At 68.7% G+C, this 17,621-nt stretch carries 18 protein-coding genes and 1 pseudogene; 14 read left to right on the top strand and 5 right to left on the bottom strand.

Features of this window, described 5'->3' with window-relative positions; translation table 11 throughout:
* Positions 1-63: 63 nt before the first annotated feature.
* Genes ACIBAF_RS23320 through ACIBAF_RS23310 form a run of 3 tightly spaced genes read left to right on the top strand, consistent with a single transcriptional unit; the run spans position 64 to position 2,797 of the window.
* Positions 64-948, top strand: a complete 885-nt coding sequence (locus ACIBAF_RS23320; protein WP_360815887.1) for an aminoglycoside phosphotransferase family protein — start codon at positions 64-66, stop codon at positions 946-948.
* Entirely contained in the window at positions 945-1,745 is an 801-nt protein-coding gene (locus tag ACIBAF_RS23315; protein WP_399465340.1) for a class I SAM-dependent methyltransferase, read from the top strand. Before ACIBAF_RS23320 ends, ACIBAF_RS23315 begins: the two co-directional genes overlap by 4 nt.
* 5 nt (positions 1,746-1,750) lie before the next feature.
* A complete protein-coding gene (locus ACIBAF_RS23310) occupies positions 1,751-2,797 on the top strand; it encodes a phosphotransferase enzyme family protein (RefSeq protein WP_399465339.1) in 1,047 nt (348 codons plus the stop codon).
* A gap of 334 nt (positions 2,798-3,131) precedes the next feature.
* On the opposite strand, the gene ACIBAF_RS23305 is transcribed toward ACIBAF_RS23310, so the two are convergent.
* Together ACIBAF_RS23305 and ACIBAF_RS23300 are read right to left on the bottom strand one after the other, a co-directional pair.
* Positions 3,132-3,413, bottom strand: a complete 282-nt coding sequence (locus ACIBAF_RS23305) for an amidase family protein (protein WP_399465337.1) — start codon at positions 3,411-3,413, stop codon at positions 3,132-3,134.
* Positions 3,414-3,857: 444 nt separating this feature from the next.
* Positions 3,858-4,352, bottom strand: a complete 495-nt coding sequence (locus tag ACIBAF_RS23300) for an amidase family protein (RefSeq protein ID WP_399465336.1) — start codon at positions 4,350-4,352, stop codon at positions 3,858-3,860.
* On the opposite strand from ACIBAF_RS23300, the pseudogene ACIBAF_RS23295 reads away from it, so the two are divergent.
* The 3 genes and pseudogenes from ACIBAF_RS23295 to ACIBAF_RS23285 form a co-directional block, all read left to right on the top strand.
* A pseudogene (locus tag ACIBAF_RS23295) lies at positions 4,273-4,455 on the top strand (transposase); the annotation flags it as partial. The gene ACIBAF_RS23300 and the pseudogene ACIBAF_RS23295 sit on opposite strands and share 80 nt — an antisense overlap.
* Positions 4,456-5,561: 1,106 nt before the next feature.
* Positions 5,562-6,797: an MAB_1171c family putative transporter gene (locus ACIBAF_RS23290; protein WP_399465334.1), complete on the top strand. Its 1,236-nt coding sequence runs from the start codon at positions 5,562-5,564 to the stop codon at positions 6,795-6,797.
* A gap of 283 nt (positions 6,798-7,080) precedes the next feature.
* Entirely contained in the window at positions 7,081-7,707 is a 627-nt protein-coding gene (locus ACIBAF_RS23285) for an HAD-IA family hydrolase (RefSeq protein WP_399465332.1), read from the top strand.
* Between the two features lie 100 nt (positions 7,708-7,807).
* On the opposite strand, the gene ACIBAF_RS23280 is transcribed toward ACIBAF_RS23285, so the two are convergent.
* The 3 genes from ACIBAF_RS23280 to ACIBAF_RS23270 form a co-directional block, all read right to left on the bottom strand.
* A complete protein-coding gene (locus ACIBAF_RS23280; protein ID WP_399465330.1) occupies positions 7,808-7,990 on the bottom strand; it encodes a hypothetical protein in 183 nt (60 codons plus the stop codon).
* 41 nt (positions 7,991-8,031) lie between these two features.
* A complete protein-coding gene (locus ACIBAF_RS23275) occupies positions 8,032-8,406 on the bottom strand; it encodes a hypothetical protein (protein ID WP_399465328.1) in 375 nt (124 codons plus the stop codon).
* 129 nt (positions 8,407-8,535) lie between these two features.
* Complete coding sequence (locus ACIBAF_RS23270) at positions 8,536-9,411, bottom strand: helix-turn-helix domain-containing protein (RefSeq protein ID WP_399465327.1); 876 nt, start codon at positions 9,409-9,411, stop codon at positions 8,536-8,538.
* A gap of 1,038 nt (positions 9,412-10,449) precedes the next feature.
* Here ACIBAF_RS23270 and ACIBAF_RS23265 point away from each other — a divergent pair.
* The 8 genes from ACIBAF_RS23265 to ACIBAF_RS23230 all read left to right on the top strand — a co-directional run bounded on the left by ACIBAF_RS23265 (position 10,450) and on the right by ACIBAF_RS23230 (position 17,368).
* Positions 10,450-11,337, top strand: coding sequence for a helix-turn-helix domain-containing protein (locus ACIBAF_RS23265; RefSeq protein WP_360815919.1), 888 nt, complete (start codon positions 10,450-10,452; stop codon positions 11,335-11,337).
* Between the two features lie 2 nt (positions 11,338-11,339).
* The gene (locus ACIBAF_RS23260; protein ID WP_399465326.1) at positions 11,340-12,056 is read left to right on the top strand and encodes a hypothetical protein; all 717 of its coding nucleotides are present in this window, start codon (positions 11,340-11,342) and stop codon (positions 12,054-12,056) included.
* A 162-nt stretch (positions 12,057-12,218) separates the two neighbouring features.
* Complete coding sequence (locus ACIBAF_RS23255; RefSeq protein ID WP_399465324.1) at positions 12,219-12,860, top strand: WhiB family transcriptional regulator; 642 nt, start codon at positions 12,219-12,221, stop codon at positions 12,858-12,860.
* Positions 12,857-14,494, top strand: coding sequence for a hypothetical protein (locus ACIBAF_RS23250; protein WP_399465323.1), 1,638 nt, complete (start codon positions 12,857-12,859; stop codon positions 14,492-14,494). The genes ACIBAF_RS23255 and ACIBAF_RS23250 overlap by 4 nt, the downstream gene beginning before the upstream one ends.
* The gene (locus ACIBAF_RS23245) at positions 14,491-14,682 is read left to right on the top strand and encodes a hypothetical protein (RefSeq protein WP_399465322.1); all 192 of its coding nucleotides are present in this window, start codon (positions 14,491-14,493) and stop codon (positions 14,680-14,682) included. The genes ACIBAF_RS23250 and ACIBAF_RS23245 overlap by 4 nt, the downstream gene beginning before the upstream one ends.
* Before the next feature lie 87 nt (positions 14,683-14,769).
* Positions 14,770-15,006, top strand: coding sequence for a hypothetical protein (locus ACIBAF_RS23240; RefSeq protein ID WP_399465320.1), 237 nt, complete (start codon positions 14,770-14,772; stop codon positions 15,004-15,006).
* A complete protein-coding gene (locus ACIBAF_RS23235) occupies positions 15,003-15,629 on the top strand; it encodes a plasmid mobilization protein (protein ID WP_399465318.1) in 627 nt (208 codons plus the stop codon). The genes ACIBAF_RS23240 and ACIBAF_RS23235 overlap by 4 nt, the downstream gene beginning before the upstream one ends.
* The gene (locus ACIBAF_RS23230) at positions 15,626-17,368 is read left to right on the top strand and encodes a relaxase/mobilization nuclease domain-containing protein (protein ID WP_399465316.1); all 1,743 of its coding nucleotides are present in this window, start codon (positions 15,626-15,628) and stop codon (positions 17,366-17,368) included. The genes ACIBAF_RS23235 and ACIBAF_RS23230 overlap by 4 nt, the downstream gene beginning before the upstream one ends.
* Positions 17,369-17,621 lie beyond the last annotated feature (253 nt).

The following is a 17,621-nucleotide window of genomic DNA, read 5'->3' as shown; positions in this document are numbered from 1 at the left end:
ATCACCCTTTGCTATCGGGCTGGGTGGTTTGACCAATGGAAGGGCGCACTAAACGTGACCGATATGCCCAGTGCACTCCACCAGTTGGTGGAATCGGTGACCGACACCTACACCGTGGTTGCCGAGCACCCCCGGCCCGGCGACATCAGACCATCGCTCTGGGAGATCAACGGACTCTGCGGCGAGCGATGGTTCGCCAAGCAGCACGCCGGCCCGAAGCTGCACCGGCGTGAGGTCGACGCGTACCGGAAGTGGACGGTCTCGCTGGGCGCCGACCGTGCACCCGAGCTCATCGCTTCGGACGCGGAGACGCTTACCGTCCTGGTAACCGCCGTGCCCGGCCGCGGCCTGGACACGCTACGGCTGCCGGCCGAGCAGGAGCGCAAGGCGTATGAGCAGGCTGGTGAACTCCTGGCCCGGCATCACACCGCGGCGGCTGACGAGCCGAGTTCGAACGTGACAGAGGAGGCGTGGGGCACGACGGCCGCGAAGCTGCTGGATGATGCTGCCTCCCACGTACCGGAGCACGAGATCACGATGGTGCGTGCACTCGTGAAGGAAACTCCGCCGCGTCTGCCGCAGGTGGCGGCGCACGGCGACTACATGCCCAAGAACTGGATGTGGGACGAGGCTGAGCAACGGCTTCGGATCATCGACTTCGAGCGGGCGGAACTTCAGCCCGCTGCCCGCCGGGACTTCAGCCGCCTTCGCTACCGGATCCTTCTGCAGCACCCAGATCTCCTTGCCGCCGTTCACCACGGATACGGCCGCCAGCTCACCGAGGAAGAGGCGGCGGCATGCCGGGCGTACGCGGCCTTGGACGCGCTCGACTCGCTGTCCTGGGGGATCACTCATCGCGACATCGGGCTCGTCGATGAGGCCCACACCATGCTGGAGAACCTGCGCCAGGAGACAGGCGCGCGCATGTGGGGCGGGTGGGGTTCGTGAACGCCTTTGCCGGAACTGCCGCCTATTACCGGCGCTTCCGCCCCGGCATTCCAGCCAGTCTGGCCGCCCTCCTCGCACACGAGGCGCCCGCGAGTTCTCCACGGCGCCTGCTGGACATCGGCACCGGCCCAGGGCTCGTTGCCAGCACACTCGCCCCGTACTTCGACGAGGTGATCGCGGTCGACTCCGGCCCGGCGATGTGCGCCGAAGCTGAGGCCGTGCTCCGTCCCGCGCTCTCCGGCGGTCAGCGGTTGCAGATCCGGCACGCGCTGGCAGAGGACTTCGAACCGCCGGCGGGATGGCAGCCTCACCTCGTGACCTGTGGCCGTGTTTTCCACTGGCTCGACCAGCCCCGCTTCCTCGACCGCCTGGCCGAGTACGTCGACCCCAGCGCTGTGCTTGCAGTGTTCAGCGATCGCAGCCTTTGGACCGCCGAGAGTGCCTGGCAACAAGCCGCCCGAGCCGTCGTCCAGCAGTTTCTCGGAGAGCAGCGGCGTGCAGGGGACGGCGTCTTCGGCCCGCCCGGGCCGCCGTACGAGGAAGTGCTGCGTGCTTCCGCCTTCTGCGAGGTCACCACCGCGACCATCCCTGTTCGCCGCGAATGGAGCATCGCTGAAGTCATCGGCTACCTGTACTCGACTTCGTTCGCGGCCTCGCACCTGTTCGGCGACCGCCAGGATGCCTTCGAGACGGCACTCACCGAGGCCCTGGCCCCCTTCGCGGAGGGCGGGTTCCTCGTGGAGGACAACAGGTTCACCGTCCTCACCGCGCGCCGCCCCTCTTCCACGGACCGGTGACTGGGATGACCGAGGCGGACTGGAACGCGGCGGTGACAGCTGACGTGCTGGAGGAGCGGTACGGGCTCGTCGCGAACGTGGTCGAGCCCGTGCACATGGGCACCGACACGATCAACCGGCGGGTCCTGACCGACGACGGGATACGGCTGTTCGTCAAGGAGTACCGGTCAGGCGCCGACCTGGAGGCGGCCCGTACCGCATGGGACATGTCGGAGTACTGCCGGGCCGCGCGACTTCCCATCCCGCGCGTCTGGGACGACGCAGATGGCAACCTCGTCACGATCGCGCAAGGCAGCGCCTGGGCCGTGGTTGATGAGGCGCCCGGCCGCGTGACCACCGCGGCGATGACGGTGCCCCTCGCCGAACACACCGGCACGGTGATGGGGCGCATGCACCGGGTACTGGCTGCCTACCCGCTGCCGAGGCGCGTGCAGCAGTCTCGCTGGCGGACGGGCACGGCCGAGGACGCGGTCGCCAAGTGCGACACCGTGTTGGCCACGGCCCTGCGGCAGGGGCATGAGAGTCTCGAGCACCTACGGACGGACCTCGCTCAGCGGCGGGAGGACCTCAAGGATCACGTCCACAAGCTACGGAAGCACCTGCCCGGCACGTTCGTGGAGCAGGCACTGCACGCGGACCTCAGCCGCACCAACATGATCGTCCTCGCCGATGCCGTCACCGGTGTCATCGACTTCCGGGGCGCAACCGGCATGCTGGCCTGGGAGCTGGGCCGGGCCGCGTTCGATCCGCGCACTGTGGCCACCAGCCCGGAGTGGAAAGCCTGCGCGCTGGCGATGGTAAGCGCCTACCACGAAGAGAACCCCAGCCTCCCCCAGGGGGAAGTACGGGCCTGCGCCCGGGTCGCATTGCTGTACATGCTGTTCAGCTTCTACGGCGCGACCACCGCCGAATACGGTCTTCGCCCCGAAGCGGAAGCCGACCTGAAGCGGCACTGGAACGAGCGGCAGACCGCCATCCGCCGCATGCTGGACAGCCTTTCCGACCTCGATGACGGGTTCGCCAGCCTCTCCACGGGCGGAGGCCGCTCGTGACGAACCCGCCGTCACGCCTCGGCCGACCGGACGGCGGCATGACCCACCACGATTCCGAACTCGTCCAGCGCACCCACTGCACACTGGTCGGCTTGCACCAGGTGGCCCGTTCCTGGTCCCTCCCACTACCAGCCCGCCTGAAGGAGATATCCCGTTGACCTACACCGAACAGGAGGAAAGGCTTACGCCGAAGGGCAGGGCTTCCGGCAGATCGGGGACCGTGAGCGAGCTGCACTGGCCGAGCATGTGCCCGCCCCTGCCGAGGACGGCCGCGCCTTGGGCACGTGCGTTCCGAACATGGACCGAGCCGCGCCCGTCCCTCTGACCAACGGCGTCAGAGACCGATGCCCTCGGCCGCTCCTCCGAGAAGCGACGCCAAGAATTCAGCCACTGCAAGCAAGGATCGGTCCGAGTACATCGGTCCCACGAGTTGCACGCCGATCGGGAGCCCCTCCGCGTTCCGCACAACGGGTACGGCGACGCTGGGCAGACCGACGTGGCTGGTGAGGTTGGCCCAGCCGGTCTGGTCGATGAAGCTCCGCTCGACGCCGTCGACCGTGAGAGAGCGGGTGTCGGCCGGGATCGCCGCAGGGGGCGGCCGGCGTGATGAGGACATCGTGCTCGGAGTCAGCGAAGAACCGGTTCCACGTCTTGCGAAGCCGGGGGCGTTCCTCGTTGGCGCGGAGCCATGTGCGGCGTGTCTGGGCTCGGTGACGGAGGAAGGGTGGCCCATGGGCTCGCGTCATCCTCGTGGAGGTCACGTGCTGCTGCGAGTTCGGCCGCGCCCCGCATCGTCGTCGGTGGCGGCCGTCGCTGTGGCAGAGGAGCTACCGGAAGAGGCGGAGACAGTCGGCGAAGCCGACCGGCCCCACGGTGCGGCGGACGTCAGCGCTGGCGGAGGCAAGCGCCTGCTCGGCAGTGGGGAGAGCATTCGCCGTTTTGCGGTCCACGGGACAGGAGGCATCCTCCGCCCACACCGCCACACAGAGCTGGCCGACTACACGACGCGCCGTGGGCAGATTGACGCGCCAGGGGCTGTCCTCTGCGGGTGACGGCGTCGTCAGCGCGTCGAGGAGCAGGTCAAGGTCTCGGAGGTGGCGTGCCAAGGGGCCGGGAGTGACCATGTCACTGCTGGTGATCCATCCCGGCAGGCAGGGGATGTGGCCGCGGCCGGGATGAGTCCGTGCGTGGGACACAGGCCGTTCGCCACAGTAGTGAGCCGGGGAAGCCGAAGCGAGCCCGCGAGGTCGCTGCCGAGGTCGGCGGGGGTCAGGTGGGCGGCAACTGCGGCGGCCGGGCCGCCGACGGAACCACCGGCGGTGCGCTCGGGGTCGTGCGGGTTGAGCGTGGGCCCGAACAGCTGTTGTCCGTGTGCAGGTCCTGGCAGTACGCCGGGGTGTTGGTCTTGCCCATGATCACGGCGCCTTGAAAGCGAAGCACCGCCAGCAGGCCCGCGCCACCGGCCTGCGCAACCTGCTCCTTCCGGCAAAGCCCACCGCTGGGAACCCCGCCACCTGCGGCTTCGCCTGTTCTCCGCAGCCGGCCAACTCGTCACCACCGGACGCCGCCGCATCCTCCGCCTCGCGGCGGACTAGCCCTGGACCAATGTGATCACAGACGCCCTCGACCGGCTCCATGCTCTTCCGAACCCTGGCTAATCAGCACCTTCGCGCCGCTGCGACCCGCACCACCCCACCGGAGCCGTGGAACGGGCGCTCACCCGGCGTGACAGCCGGGGCCCAGCCCAGCCACGGTCAGCCCTCAGAGCCGAAACGGCCCGCCAGGAAAACCGACGGACTGTCAGTAGAGATCGAGGTTAAGGCATCGACGCTTAATTTCGATCTTGGAATCCAGATTGTGAGATTTTTACGCCCCGGGTGACCTTCACAACACCCCCGCCTATATGGATCACGCTTTCCCCCTTGTACCATCAGCGCACAGGCCGCGCCGACCGACCGCCGCATGCCTCAAGCACAAGCTCCCGGCTACTAGCGCCCCGCGCATGAGTATCGGGATGGGACTGGCAGAGAACACCTCAGCGGCATGTCAATGGAGCGACCATGCGTTGGCGTAGAGACCGTTCACAGCGCGCACTCGTAAAAGAATGCGAGAGACTACTCGCCGATCTCCCCATCCCTGCTCCTTTCAGTATCGAGGCGCTGGTGCAGAATATGGAGGGCGTGTCTGGTCGCCAGATTCGACTAGTGCCACTGGACGATCCCGACGGGGGCCTGGGCACAGCATGCGGTCTTCGAGTCAAAGCGCCGGAGTTCACAATCATTCTTTATCGCCGCCGTTCAAGTCGCAATCACACCGAGCACATCATTCTCCATGAGCTCGCGCACGAATGGCTGGACCACGGGACCTCCCTGACGGCTACCGAGATCGAGCGATACATCCCTGAACGCATCCGCCAGGAAGTGGTTCGACGTTTCCCGTCGACTCTGGTCCAAGGGCGCGTAGATTTTGACAGTCCCGAGGAAAAGCAGGCGGAGATTTCAGCCTCATTGATAAAACGGTTGGCGCGTCGCCAGTCGGCCACAGGAGATGACATGGTTAGTCTCCTGGAATCTTCACTTGTTCACCCAGTTGCTCCACCGCGACGCCGCCGCTAACCACGATGGTGTGGCGACCACCGAGGTGAGCTTCCCGACCTCGTAACTTTCGCCGCACCGAATAGTCTTCCTACTGGCAATTAATGCTGCAGTCAGTCGCTCTTACGGGTCGGCAAAACGTGCAGCCAGCGCAGATAGTCATTGGTTGCATGTTCGACTACTTTACATACCTGACTGCGGCAGTGATGACCGTCATCGCCGTATGGCGATTCCCTGCAGTTCGGTACGGTGACTCTCACCGCAGGGCGCTCTGGGGCGGCTATGCGGGATTCGCTGTAGCCCTGTGGCTCTACACGCCAGCAGCAATGGATGCGCTAGATCGTATTCCCGTGGTGGACCTGAGTGCCCTACTCAGACACTTCGCTAGCACTGCATCGATCATCGCGGCCCTGACCTACGTCGCCACCAGCTACGGGAAAAGTTCGGAGACAGTCGTACCCCGGCACGTAGCGGTCTCCCGCTGGGTCGCCCGCGCATCCTACAAGGCTGGGGCGATAGGCGTCACTCTGCTCGCAGTCCTATTTTTCACTGTGGTGGACCGCCCCACGCCGAGTCGAAATTTCCTCATCGACCACGCTGGAGAATGGGGAGTCGCGGTCTACATGACCGTCTTCTACTTCTTCCCACTTATCACGACCGCGATTTGCGGCTACCAGTGGACGAGGGCGGCGCGACAGGCCGAGAGCACAAGCATGCGTGTGGGACTGGGCTTGATGGGGATTTCGATGTGGATGGGGCTGGCACATACATTGGCCCGTATCACCATCCTATGGGCTGCGGTAGCCTTCCCACTAAGCCCATCCACAGTACAGCTCCTCGTAGACGCCACATCAATATGGATGGATCTGCTGTTCCTAATAGTTGCCGTCGGTGCGAGCATTCCCACCACTAGCGCGGCGGCGGCCCAGTGGAAGACTTGGCGCACCCTCTACAGGACTTATCCACTCTGGTTTGACCTGGTGGAGGCTTTTCCTGGGACGAGCCTGTATCCGCCCGGACGGCGCGTCGTGGAACTCATGCACATACGCGTCCCCATAGATGTCCGCCTGGACCGATGGACCCAGGATATTTCTGACGCCTGCGAAAAGCTGCGCTACTACGCTCCACGAGACTTGATGTTCGCCGCCGAGGACATCACTGCATCGCTCCCCGACCCCGAGGCGGCAGCGGAAGCGTACTGGATTAAGGCCGGACTCCAGGCCGCTGACACCATGCCAGCCAATCCGTACCCCGCTGCTACCTTGAGAGCGAAACCGTTCGTTGACACCGATAGTGAAGCGGCGTGGCTAGCACGGGTCAGCACGGCCTACTCGTACATCACCACGGATCAAGCTCAGGAGCTTCTCCTGCACTCCACAGAGGCGGAATCCGAACCAGGCAGGTAGCCTGCAATGAGCTTCACATGCTGATTTCTCAGTTCAGACCTCATTGCCTTTCGCGCATAACCATGCGACATAGCGATCTTGAGGGCGTGTCGGCAAGTGAGATTTAGCACCATCCGCCGCATGAACTGAGCTGGTACCGTCGGTCGCGCGGACTGATAGGTCTTGCTCCGCCACGTAAGTGGACCGGCCTGCGACGCACAGATACTGCCGTCGCCACATGTAGCCGGGCCGTTACGCCGTCCGGTCTGGATGGGCGTCGAAATCTCAGCAATGGAGTTCCCGCATGTCCAACCGCTCCGGTCTTATTCTCGATTTCGGGGGCGTTCTCACCACCCCCCTGCTGCCCGTGGTGCTCGCCTTCGAGCAGCGTGAGGGACTCCCGCAGGGTGCTTGCATCTCCGCGCTGTACAAGGACGAAGAGGGCGTCCGGCTCACCAGCGATCTTGAGCGTGGCGTGGTCAGTCAGACCGAGTGGAACACCATCGCGGGCAAGAAGCTCGGTGTCTCCCCCGACAACTTGATGGGCCGGATCTTCGGCGGTTTGCGTCCTGAGCCGCTGATGATCAATGCGGCTGCTGCGGCGAGGCGAGCCGGGATCAAGGTGGGCATCCTGTCCAACTCCGTAGGGCTCGCGCCTTGGGACCTGTACGACGGCTACGAGCTTGAGCGGCTGTACGACGTCGTGGTGATCTCCGAGCAGCACCTGCTGCGCAAGCCCGACCCCGAGCTCTTCAAGATCACGCTCAAGCTCATGGCTCTGCCCGCCGAGGAGTGCATCTTCGTCGACGACACCGAGGGTTATGTTCGGGCAGCGGAGCAGCTCGGCCTCGCGGGGGTGCACAACCAGGACCCCCGGCAGACGGTGGCCACTCTCTCCGAGCTGCTCGGCGTGGACCTTACAGCGTCTTAGAGGTTGCGCGGAACCAGCAGACCCCTGGTCGGCGAACGCAAACGCGCCGCCCTCGTAGGCGCTCTGCGGTGCGTCGACTGGGTATTCCTCTACGACGAAGTCACCGCCGACCGATCGGATCCGCTTCCTGCGTCCTCAGGTCTGCGCTATGGCGCGCGCGAGCATCTCCGCATACCCCCGCGGTGCCGCCGAGGTCGATCACCTTCGCGCGCATCTGCCGCAGCAGCTCGGCCTGCTCCTCGCGTCGCTCGTCGTGCCAGATCACGTCCACCAGGTCCGACACGAGCTTGACCAGGTCAGTCTTGGTGCACTCGTGCCAGCCGGTCAGATCCCGCAGCTTGCTGAGTGCCGCTTGGCCGCGCGGGAGGTGAAGTCGTAGAAGGCCAGCTCGGACGCGGCGACACTGACCTGCCTGGTGACGTGCTCGACCGCGTCGGACGGCTGCTCCAGGCACATCGGGAAAGCCAGCTGTCCCGCGCGACCGTGGGCTTCAGCACCGGCGATCCCCGGTAGGCCGGCGGTGTCTCCCTCGTCGACGGGCACGGCGTTCTTGCCGCCGTCTTCAGTCCTGACTCCGGGCGCGTACGCGGGGAGGCGTTCCTGCTGCTGGCCGAACTCCTGCTGATCTTCCCCAGCAGGGCCGACCAGCGCCGGTTCGAGAATGGCAGTCGTCTTCGGCGCCCTCCGCGTTCGCCTCACCCTGGGCGGGGAAGTGGCCGGTCAGGATGGTGAAGACCAGCGCATCCAGGCGGCGGGTGCAGTCCTTTAAGCCGGCAGAGCGGAAACGCCTCAGACATCCAAGCCCGCGAGGAGTGCTCGCCGACCGCGTCACTCCCCGTCCTGCACCTCTGGCAGCTTGTGCTTCAGCTCTCCGACGAGCTCGTTGATGTGGGCCATCATCTCGGCGGACAGACCCCTGCTGCTGCCGCGGGCAGCCAGGCCGAGGATCTGCCCTCGGTGAATCGAGCCGAGGAAGCGGAGTGCCTCCAGGAATTCGCGGGCCGCAGGGTCGACCTCGGCATCGTCCTGGAAGAGGGCCGCGTCGACCTGGAGGGCCTGGGCTAGGCCGGCACGCACCACATCAGAAGCCTCGGTTGTGGCCCCCGCGCGAAGGGCGGCGATGCCGTCGGCGGTGACGGCCGCCATGCCCGCATGCTCATTGACGATGCGCGCAATTTCCTCATCAGAGGGCGCTTCCTGACCAACGTACCCGTGCTGCAGGAGATAGTTGATCTTCTCCCCGACCGTGCGAGGTGCGGACGCCTGCTCGTCTCGCGAGCCCCTGGGGTGAAGCCCGAACGAGCAGTCCTGGGCGGCCAGCAATTCTTCTTCGGTCACCCCGTACGCCTGTGCGAGCGGCTGCACGTAAGCATCACTGAGCCGGCGGCGGCCGGATTCGGCGTTGCTCACCGGCACGCGGCTCGCGTCGATGATCGCAGCGGCCTGCGCCATGCTGAGGCCCGCGTCGCAGCGCAGGAGCTGCAGGTCCGGCGGACCGTCGTGAGGGAAAAGGACATCAAGCGGCTGACCGAGCGCCGCTGCAATTGCGGGGAGCTTCTCACCCTTGGGGAAGTCCTGGCCGCTCTCCCATCGCGCGACCGTGGGGGCGCTGACGCCCACCATCGCGGCCAATTCCTTCTGATGGAGGTCCTTGCCCCGCCGGACAGCACGTACGCGGCTGCCGTCGAACTGACGTGGGGGCACATGAACTCCTGCAGGGTGGCGATCGGGCCGGTGGGAGCGTCCTCTGGAGCAACTGTAGCCCAGGCTTGATACATTTACGCAACTGGCGTACGTTTCCGTATCGCACTCGCTGGCCGGCTCCAGCTCTCTACGGTGCGAGCCTCAGGAAGGACCCTCCGTGCATGTTGCGTCGCCGTCGCCTCCTGCGCAATGCGCCGCCGGATTCGGTATCCATCCGTTGCCGGCGACGGGACCGTGGATTCGGCCCCGCCCTCATCGACGACCGCACGCTGTCGGGGCCGTGTGGGAACAGCCCCACGTCGCAACCCCGCCCGCAGGGGTGCTGGCTGATGCCTCGCAGCCGTCCAGTCCAGTGCCGAATACCTGGCAGAGCGGGACGAATGAGGCCGATTACTCGAAGGTCCTATATGGCGATAGATAGGGGTGCGGGGGCGATGCACGTACGCGCGCTGTACGGCGCGCGACACGCAAGCGCACGCGCGATCACCCGGCGGCCGACGTGTCCGGGAGCACAAGAAGATGCCACCCGGCCGAGAGCGGCAACTCTCAGGCGGACACGGCACGAGTCGGCACTTCCGGGCCAGCGTAAAAGCGGGGTTCCCCGTCGCTCTCTGCAACCAGTACAGAGTTTAAGGACCAACTCTGGATCTTGACACGGGTCCGTGCGTATGTTCGTCGTCCCGGGCAGACTGCCCGGCACCACGGACGCAAGGAGTGCAGCAGCCATCGACCTGTAGGTCCGCATACAGCGACGGCGTCCGAGAGCGGGAACTCCCGGACGCCGAACGCTAAATGGCATGTCCGCCCCGGCAAGGGCGGAGGTTGCCCACCATTACCACGCTGAGTCCTTCCTAGGGGCGCGTCAGCGTGGCAACACTGCAACGAGGAGTATCGCATGCCTCCTGCCCTGCGCAAAAGGCCCTTCTGCCTGGCCTGCGCGGCAGCCACCTCCGCCTCGGCGCCTCGGCGCCCCGAGTCGGAGTACACCATCCCTGCCTCGGCGGGCCACCGGCCCCGCCTGCTCATCGGGAGCGGCCGATGAGCAGCGAAGCCCGCGAGTGGGTGTGGGAGCACAGCTCCAGCAGGGGAACCGCGCGTCTGGTCCTGCTGTCGATCGCCGACCGGGTGGCCGACGAGCAGTGCGTCTCCTGGGCGTCGCTGTCGAGCCTGGCCAAACGGACGCGCGCCTCCGTCTCCACGGTGCGCGAGGCCATCGACCGTCTGGTCCGCGCCGGTGAGCTGGAGCAGCTCGACGACTTCACCGGCCCGCAGCGCAGCACCGTCTACCGCCTCCCCCTCGCCGCCCAGACCGTGGCGGAGACCACAGAGGACGAGGAAGCAGACCAGGCGCCGGCGGAGGTGCCCGAGGACACCCCCGCGCTGCGGATCTCGGCCCTGCGGCGGTACGGAATCCGCCCGCGTGAGGTGCCGGAATCCCCCGCGAGGGTCCGGAAACCGGCAGTACCTGAATCCGGCAGGTCGAGGCGGAAACCGGCACCTCGACGTACCGGAAACCGGCACAGCGATGTACCGGAAACCGGCACACAGAACCGTAGTGAACCGGATTTGAACCGTAGGTACAGCAGTGGTGGTGCTGCCGTCCTCTCGGCTGCCGAGTGGCAGGTCGACCCAGCCACCCACGCCTGGGCCCGCCAGCAGGGACACCTCGACCGCCTCGGCGAGCAGGGCCTGCAGGCAGCCGACGCGAAGTGGCGTGCCCACCGGTCCGCCTTCAAGCCGAGGCCGGCGGATGCCTGGGCGGCCGACTGGCGCTCCTGGATCGCCCGAGAGCACGCCCCGGGTCGCCCGAACCTCTACGCAGTGCCCGGCAAGGGCCCCTCCGTGCCGGGCGGCATGACGCGGGCCGAGGCCCACACCGCCGCCCTTCTCGCCGCCCTCGACGAGCCGACCGGAACGGAGGGCTGACCGTGGACCGCCGCGAAATCGCCGCCCTGCTGGCCTACATCGGCCGACTCGACCCCCGCACCATCCGCACCGACCAGGGCGAGGCCCGCGACCAGCTCGCGCAGTGGCACGAGCTGCTCGGAGATGTGCCGATGGCCACCCCGCACGGGTGGGACGTCCGGGTCGCCGCCCGCCAGCACATCCGCACCTCGCCGTACCAGATCCTGCCTGCGGACGTGGCCCGGCCCTGGGAGAGCTACCGGCGCGACCGCCTGGCGCGGCACTCCGATCCCACGCCGTCCGTCGACCCGGACGACCAGGCCGCGTGGACCGCCGAGCTGGTTGGCACCCGCCGCGCGGTCGCCGCCGGCATCGCGCAGCCCTCGCAGGCCCGGGCGATCACCAGCGGTCACGACGGAATCGACCCGAGGCTGGAGGCGCGGCTGCGGGAGATCGGCTCCTGCATACCGCCCGCCGCCCGAGCCGCCCTCGCGCCCTACCGGCCCGCGCGAGCAGCACGCGAAGCAGCCGTTGCACAGGGGTTGCCCGACGCCCTGAGCGTTAAGTGCGAGTGGTGCCTGGCCCAGCCCGGCGAGCCGTGTCGCCGCCGCCGGATCGGCCCCGACGACGGGGTACGTACCACTGCCCCGCGCGCCACCCCACACCCCGGCCGCCTCGACCTCGCCGCCGCCCAGCAGGCCCAGCAGACGGAGCAGGCTCAACAGCCCGCGATGGCCTGACCGGCGCATCCGGGGCGTGCATCCCGTCCGATGCACCTACTCCCAACATCACCGTCCTTATTCCGGCTGCGGCGCACGCCCGCGCGGCGCAGCCGACACCCGACGCCGCGCCCGCCGAGCACCGCCCCGGCCGGCCGACGCGGCAGCACATCGGAGATCGCCTTGCGCCACATCACCACCCACGACGCGCCGGCCACTGGCCTGCGCGGCATTGGAGACACCAGCTGGCACACCCGCGGAGCGTGCCACGGCATGGACGTCGAGGACGCCGACGCCGTCTTCTTCCCCGGGCCCCGTGACCACGAGGACATCGCTGAGGCGAAGGAGCTGTGCGGCTGGTGCCCGGTACGCCGCGACTGCCTCGACTTCGCCCTGGAGAACGTCCTCAAGGAGGGCATCTGGGGCGGCCTCACCGAAGCCGAGCGACGCCCCTTGCACGACGGACTGCCCAAGCGCCTCGACTACCGGCGCGTGACGGCCTTCTTCCAGGGACGCGACGTCCATCTGACCGAGGCCGAGCGGCAGGTCGTCATCGACCACGCCTACGTACGCGGCTGGCGGCCCGACCGGCTCGCCGCCGCCCTGCAGATCAGCCACAAGCACGCCCGAGACCTGCTCCGGCAGGCCGCCAACAAGGTCTTCGACCGCGACCGCACCTACGGCGTGCCGCGGCCCAAGAAGAAGCGGAAGAAGACCACCCCGGCAGCAAGCAGCCCCGCGCCCACTGCACCCGGCACACAGCAGCCGGCGGCCCGCCCAGCAGCGTCGACTTCGGCGTCCGCCTCTCTCGGAAAGGCCGCATGACCCACCCCGTCCTGGCCCTCAGCGCCGCTCCGGACCTCCCTCTCCTCCTCGCCGCCATCGTGCCCGCCGCCCTCGTGCTGGTACTGGTCGCCTGGACGATCCGACGCCGGGGTACGCACCCGCAGAAACGTCTCGGCGGACCGGCGGTCAAGGTCGCTGCCCTTGCAGCCCTCGGCTGCACCGCCTACAGCGCCGACACCTCATGGCGCTTCGCAGTCGACTTCCTCGACATGGCCGGCACCGCCGAGCGGGCCGGCATGTTCGCCGCCGCCGAGCTGGCGCTCTTCGCCACCGCGCTGATGGCACGCCAGAACCTGGCCACCCAGGGTGCTCCTGGTCTGCCGGGCACCCTGGTCTGGGTGATCACCGGAGTGCAGGTGATCCCCGCCTACGCCGAGAGCGGTCCTATCGGCGGCACGGTCCGGGCCTTCGTCGGGCCGGTCATGGCGGCGATGCTGTGGCACCTCGCGATGGGGATCGAGCTGCGCCTGCACACCCCGGGCGCCGCCTCCCACGGACTGATCGCCGTCCTGGGCCGGGAGGCACGCGAGCGGCTCCTGTCCCGCCTCGGCATCGCCGCACGAGACCGCGACGCCGCGCAGATCACCCGGGACCGGGCTACCACCCGCGCGGTCGCCCTCGCCGCCCGCCTCGCCGAGCGCACCCCCGAGCAGCAGCGGAGCTGGCGCGGCCGGCGGCTCACGCGGCGCCTGTCGAAGGCAGTCGGCAGGGCCTCGGTCGGCACCGACCCCCTCCAGCGCGCGAACCTGCTCGACCAGCTCGCCGCCCGCCGGCACGCACTCGCGCTCGCTACGGTCCCGCTGCCCTCGCCCTGGTCCCCGGTGCAGAGCACCGCAACGGCAGCAACGGTCCCCTCGCAGTCGGCCTCGACGACGGTCCCCGTAGCCGGTCCCCACGGTCCCGCCGAGTCGGACGGGGGCCCGGGACCGAGTGCCCCGAGGGGACCGGTCCCCGAAACCGCGGACTCGAAGGCATCGGCAGGCGCGGGGACCGAAAGCGAGAACGCGGGGACCGGCGTGGGGACCGAGGCCCCAGAAACAAGCGCGGTCCCGGGGACCGGTCCCGCCAACCCGGAAGCCTCGGAGGGGGACGCCCGAAGCATGGGGACCGAGCGCCTGACGCGAGAAGTGCCTGCTCATGGCCCTGATTCGAGTCGGGGACCCAACGCCGCCGAGTCGGGGACCGAGCCCACCGGGGACCGGGGACCGACCGACACCGACACGGGGACCGAGCCCACCCGGGACCGGGGACCGACCGACACCGACACGGGGACCGAACCCACCCGGGACCGGGGCCACACGGTCCCCCTCCGGCGGAAGACGACCACGAAGACCAGGACGAAGAACAAGGGGAAGCGCGGCCGGCCCCGCACCCCGCAGACACAGCGCCCGCCACGCGACCTGGAGCAGTCGGTGGAACAGCTCGTCCAGCAGGTCCGTCCCCACGTCCCCGCCCTGCTCGAACGGGACGGCAACGAGTCCGTCACCCGGGTCCAGCTGCGGGAGATCCTCCGCCGCGAGGGCCTCAAGGGCGGCCGGAACGACCGGCTGAGCCTCGTCCTCCAGGAACTGCGGAGCGACGACACCACAAAGACAAGGAGCACCGCCCGATGAGGACCTGCCACCAGTTCGACACCGTCCGCGCGCAGTACGAGCGGGAGATCGGCTTCATGCTCGCCCACTCCAAGCGGCACGAAGGCAGGCCGGCAGCGAAATCCAGCGCAAAGCAGGCTGCCTCGACGAAGCAGCGGATGGCCCGGGCGCTCAACAGCCACGTCGGGCGATGCCCCGAGTGCGGCTAAACCGGCCAAACCCCAGCTCAACACTCCTATCCGCAACGGGTGGCCCGGCTCCGTGCCGGGCCACCACCCCGCTTAAGGAGGCACGCCGTGATTCCGCGTCCCCCTCGTTCATCCGAGCCCACCGCCGCCGAGGCCAGCGCCTGGGCGGAAGTCCTGGTCCGCCGGCGAGTCCTGCACGCCGCCGTCCTCACCCCGAACGGCCAGTGGCTCGTCCAGGACCACCCCGACGGACCCCTCCGCGTCCTCCTGGGACCGGCCGATCTCGTCGCGCTGGCCGCGACCATCCAGCACCGCACCCGAACCATGAGGCCCGAAATCCGATGACGAACCCCACTCAGAACGGCACCACCCCGGAACCTCCTTGCGACTCCAACTCGGTCTCGGGGCGAGCAAGTTGGGGCGGAAGCGTAGCTTCCGCCAACCCCGCCCCCAAGGGGGACGGGGAGGACCTGCACCAGGGGGCGCAGGTCCATCAGGCTTCGACCGAGGGCGGATCGAAGCTGGGACCGGAGGAGAAGCCGACCGAGCGCCGCAGCCACCGCGAGCGCGCTGCCCACGCCCGTCAGCGTCCGCGTCAGCCGCGCGCCACAAAGCGCCTGCACCAGCCCAACACCCGTTTCAACGAAGAAGAGTTCGCGCTGATCAAGTCCGCCGCCGCCCGGTGCAACCTGTCCGTCGCCGGCTTCCTCGCCCGCGCCGCACTCGCCGCAGCCCGCGACCTCGACCGAACCAGCGCCGAGATAGCCGACGAACGCGAAGTGATCACCGCGCTGTTCGACAGCCGCCGCAAGCTCGGCTGGGCCGGCAGCAACCTCAACCAGGCCGTGAAGGCCCTGAACTCCGGTGCCGAAACTCCCCAGCTGGAAGCGGCGATCGCCGCCGTCCACCGCGCGGCCGAGAGCGTCCGCGACGCCTCCGCCCGCCTGATCGACCAGCGTGCCGCGTGATCCCCAGCGTCAACAACGCCGGATCAGAGACCTTCGGTCTCCTCAAATACCTCTACGAGACCGGCAAGTACGAGGACCACACCGACCCTCACCTCGTGGCCTCCTTCGACGGCATGGCCCCCGACCCCGGCCGCGACCCGAACGCCACCCTCAAGGACCTGCAGCAGCTCTTGGACCAGCCGGTGATGGCCCTGCCGAAGCATGCCCGTCCGGCCAAGCACGTCTGGCACACCTCCGTGCGCGCGACAGCGGACGACCGGATCCTGTCCGACGAGGAATGGGGTGAGATCGCCCGGCGGATCGTGGCCGCCACCGGCATCGACCCCGGCGATGGGCAGCCCGGCTGCCGTTGGGCCGCCGTACGCCACGCAGACGACCACATCCACATCGTCGCCACCGTGGTGTGCGAGGACGGCAGCCGCCCCGACGACTTCCGCTCCGGCAAACGCGCCCAGGCCGAGTGCCGCCTCATCGAGAAGGAACTCGGCCTCCACCAGGTCGCCCCCGGCGACGGCACCGCCGCCCAGCGGCCCACCAGCGCCGAACGCCACAAGGCCGAACGCCAGGGTCGCGAGCGCACCGCCCGCGAGGAGCTGCGCGAGACGGTACGGCGCGCGGTATCCGGTGCGAGAAGTGACGAGGAGTTCTTCGACCGGCTCGCCGCCGCCGGCCTCCTGATCCGTAAGCGCGCCGCGCCCTCCGGAGACCTCCTCGGATACAAGGTCGCCCTGCCCGACGACCTGAACAAGGACGGCGAGCCGGTGTTCTACACCGGCGCACGCCTGGCCCCCGATCTGTCGCTGCCCCGCATCCGGGAGCGCTGGTCCGGCGACACCGGTGCCGATCCGACTCCACGGCAGGAGGACACGGTCCGTACGGGGCCCGGCGCCCCGTCCTCCGCCCGCCGCAGGACGGCATCGGCCGCGTGGCAGGCCGTGCTCATCGTCGAGCACGGCGACGACGCGGTCGCCGCCGCCCACATCGCCGCCGCCGGCGAAGTCCTGGACGCGCTCGCGAAGACCTCTGCGGCACACACCCGCCGCGAACTGCGAGACGCCGCAGCAGCGTTCGAGCGGGCCTCCCGCTCCCACGTACGCGCCGTACGCGGGCACGACCGCGCGTTGCGGCAGGCCGCCCGCGACCTCGTCCACGCAGGGCCCGCCCTCGGCCGCGGTGAGGACGGTGCCACCACCGCGATGGCGATCGACATGCTGTTCTTCCTCATCACCGCCGCCGCCCACTGGCACGCGAGAAAGGGCCATGCCCAGCAGGCCGAAGCCGCCGCCCAGGCGGCCGGGCACCTGCGCACCGCCTACCAAGCCGCCGCCGCCCAGCCGCTCGGCGTGCTCTACCAGCGAGGCCGACGTCTGAGCCGACCGGTGCTCCAGCGGCAGACCGTGCTGCTGCGCGAAACGCTGCCCCAACTCGCCGAGCAGGTCCTCGCCGAGCCCGGCTGGTACGCCCTGGCCGCGACCATCGCGGAAGCCGAAGCCGCCGGCCACGATCCGGCCGCTCTTCTGTCCGCCGTGGTCGGGCGTCGTGAACTCGACACTGCGGAGTCGGTGAGCGACGTGCTGGTGTGGCGGATGCGGCGGGCGGCCGATCTGCCAGCCGACGCCTCGCCCCTGTCCGAAAGCGGCACCGCTGGGGTCCAGTCCTCAACGCGCAGGACGGCCCCCCAGACTTCCGCACCTGGCCGCCGCCGCAGCGGGGAGGAGACATCGGGCAAGACCCGGTGAGCCTTTCCGGCCGGGGTGCAGCCTCAGCGCACGGCCATGAGCAGGCGCACCGCCACCGCCCTGCTCGCGACCCACAGCCTTGCCGTCCGTCACAGCGGACCCCGGCGGCGTTCAGACCCGCCCTGTGGGTCACGGGCACTACGCACACTCAGGAGGAACGCAAGGGCACAGGTGCGGCGACTCGAGCCGGTAGGCGACGCGAAGTTGGGCGGTCGAAGCTGACGTGGCGTGTTCGGGCACGCCGAGGGGGACA

The sequence above is a fragment of the Streptomyces sp. NPDC051677 genome (assembly GCF_044453465.1).
In the GTDB taxonomy this organism is placed as follows: Bacteria; Actinomycetota; Actinomycetes; order Streptomycetales; family Streptomycetaceae; genus Streptomyces.
Note: the sequence above shows the minus strand (reverse complement) of the source record. Positions and strands in the feature narration are given on the sequence as shown.

What these genes read in the sequence shown, in the direction of transcription:
- ACIBAF_RS23320 (WP_360815887.1), top strand. Translation starts at nt 64, where the DNA reads ATGCCCAGTGCACTCCACCAGTTGGTGGAATCGGTGACCGACACCTAC.
- ACIBAF_RS23250 (WP_399465323.1), top strand. Translation starts at nt 12,857, where the DNA reads ATGACCCACCCCGTCCTGGCCCTCAGCGCCGCTCCGGACCTCCCTCTC.
- ACIBAF_RS23305 (WP_399465337.1), bottom strand. Translation starts at nt 3,413, where the DNA reads ATGTCCTCATCACGCCGGCCGCCCCCTGCGGCGATCCCGGCCGACACC.
- ACIBAF_RS23285 (WP_399465332.1), top strand. Translation starts at nt 7,081, where the DNA reads ATGTCCAACCGCTCCGGTCTTATTCTCGATTTCGGGGGCGTTCTCACC.
- ACIBAF_RS23310 (WP_399465339.1), top strand. Translation starts at nt 1,751, where the DNA reads ATGACCGAGGCGGACTGGAACGCGGCGGTGACAGCTGACGTGCTGGAG.
- ACIBAF_RS23265 (WP_360815919.1), top strand. Translation starts at nt 10,450, where the DNA reads ATGAGCAGCGAAGCCCGCGAGTGGGTGTGGGAGCACAGCTCCAGCAGG.
- ACIBAF_RS23290 (WP_399465334.1), top strand. Translation starts at nt 5,562, where the DNA reads ATGTTCGACTACTTTACATACCTGACTGCGGCAGTGATGACCGTCATC.
- ACIBAF_RS23235 (WP_399465318.1), top strand. Translation starts at nt 15,003, where the DNA reads ATGACGAACCCCACTCAGAACGGCACCACCCCGGAACCTCCTTGCGAC.
- ACIBAF_RS23245 (WP_399465322.1), top strand. Translation starts at nt 14,491, where the DNA reads ATGAGGACCTGCCACCAGTTCGACACCGTCCGCGCGCAGTACGAGCGG.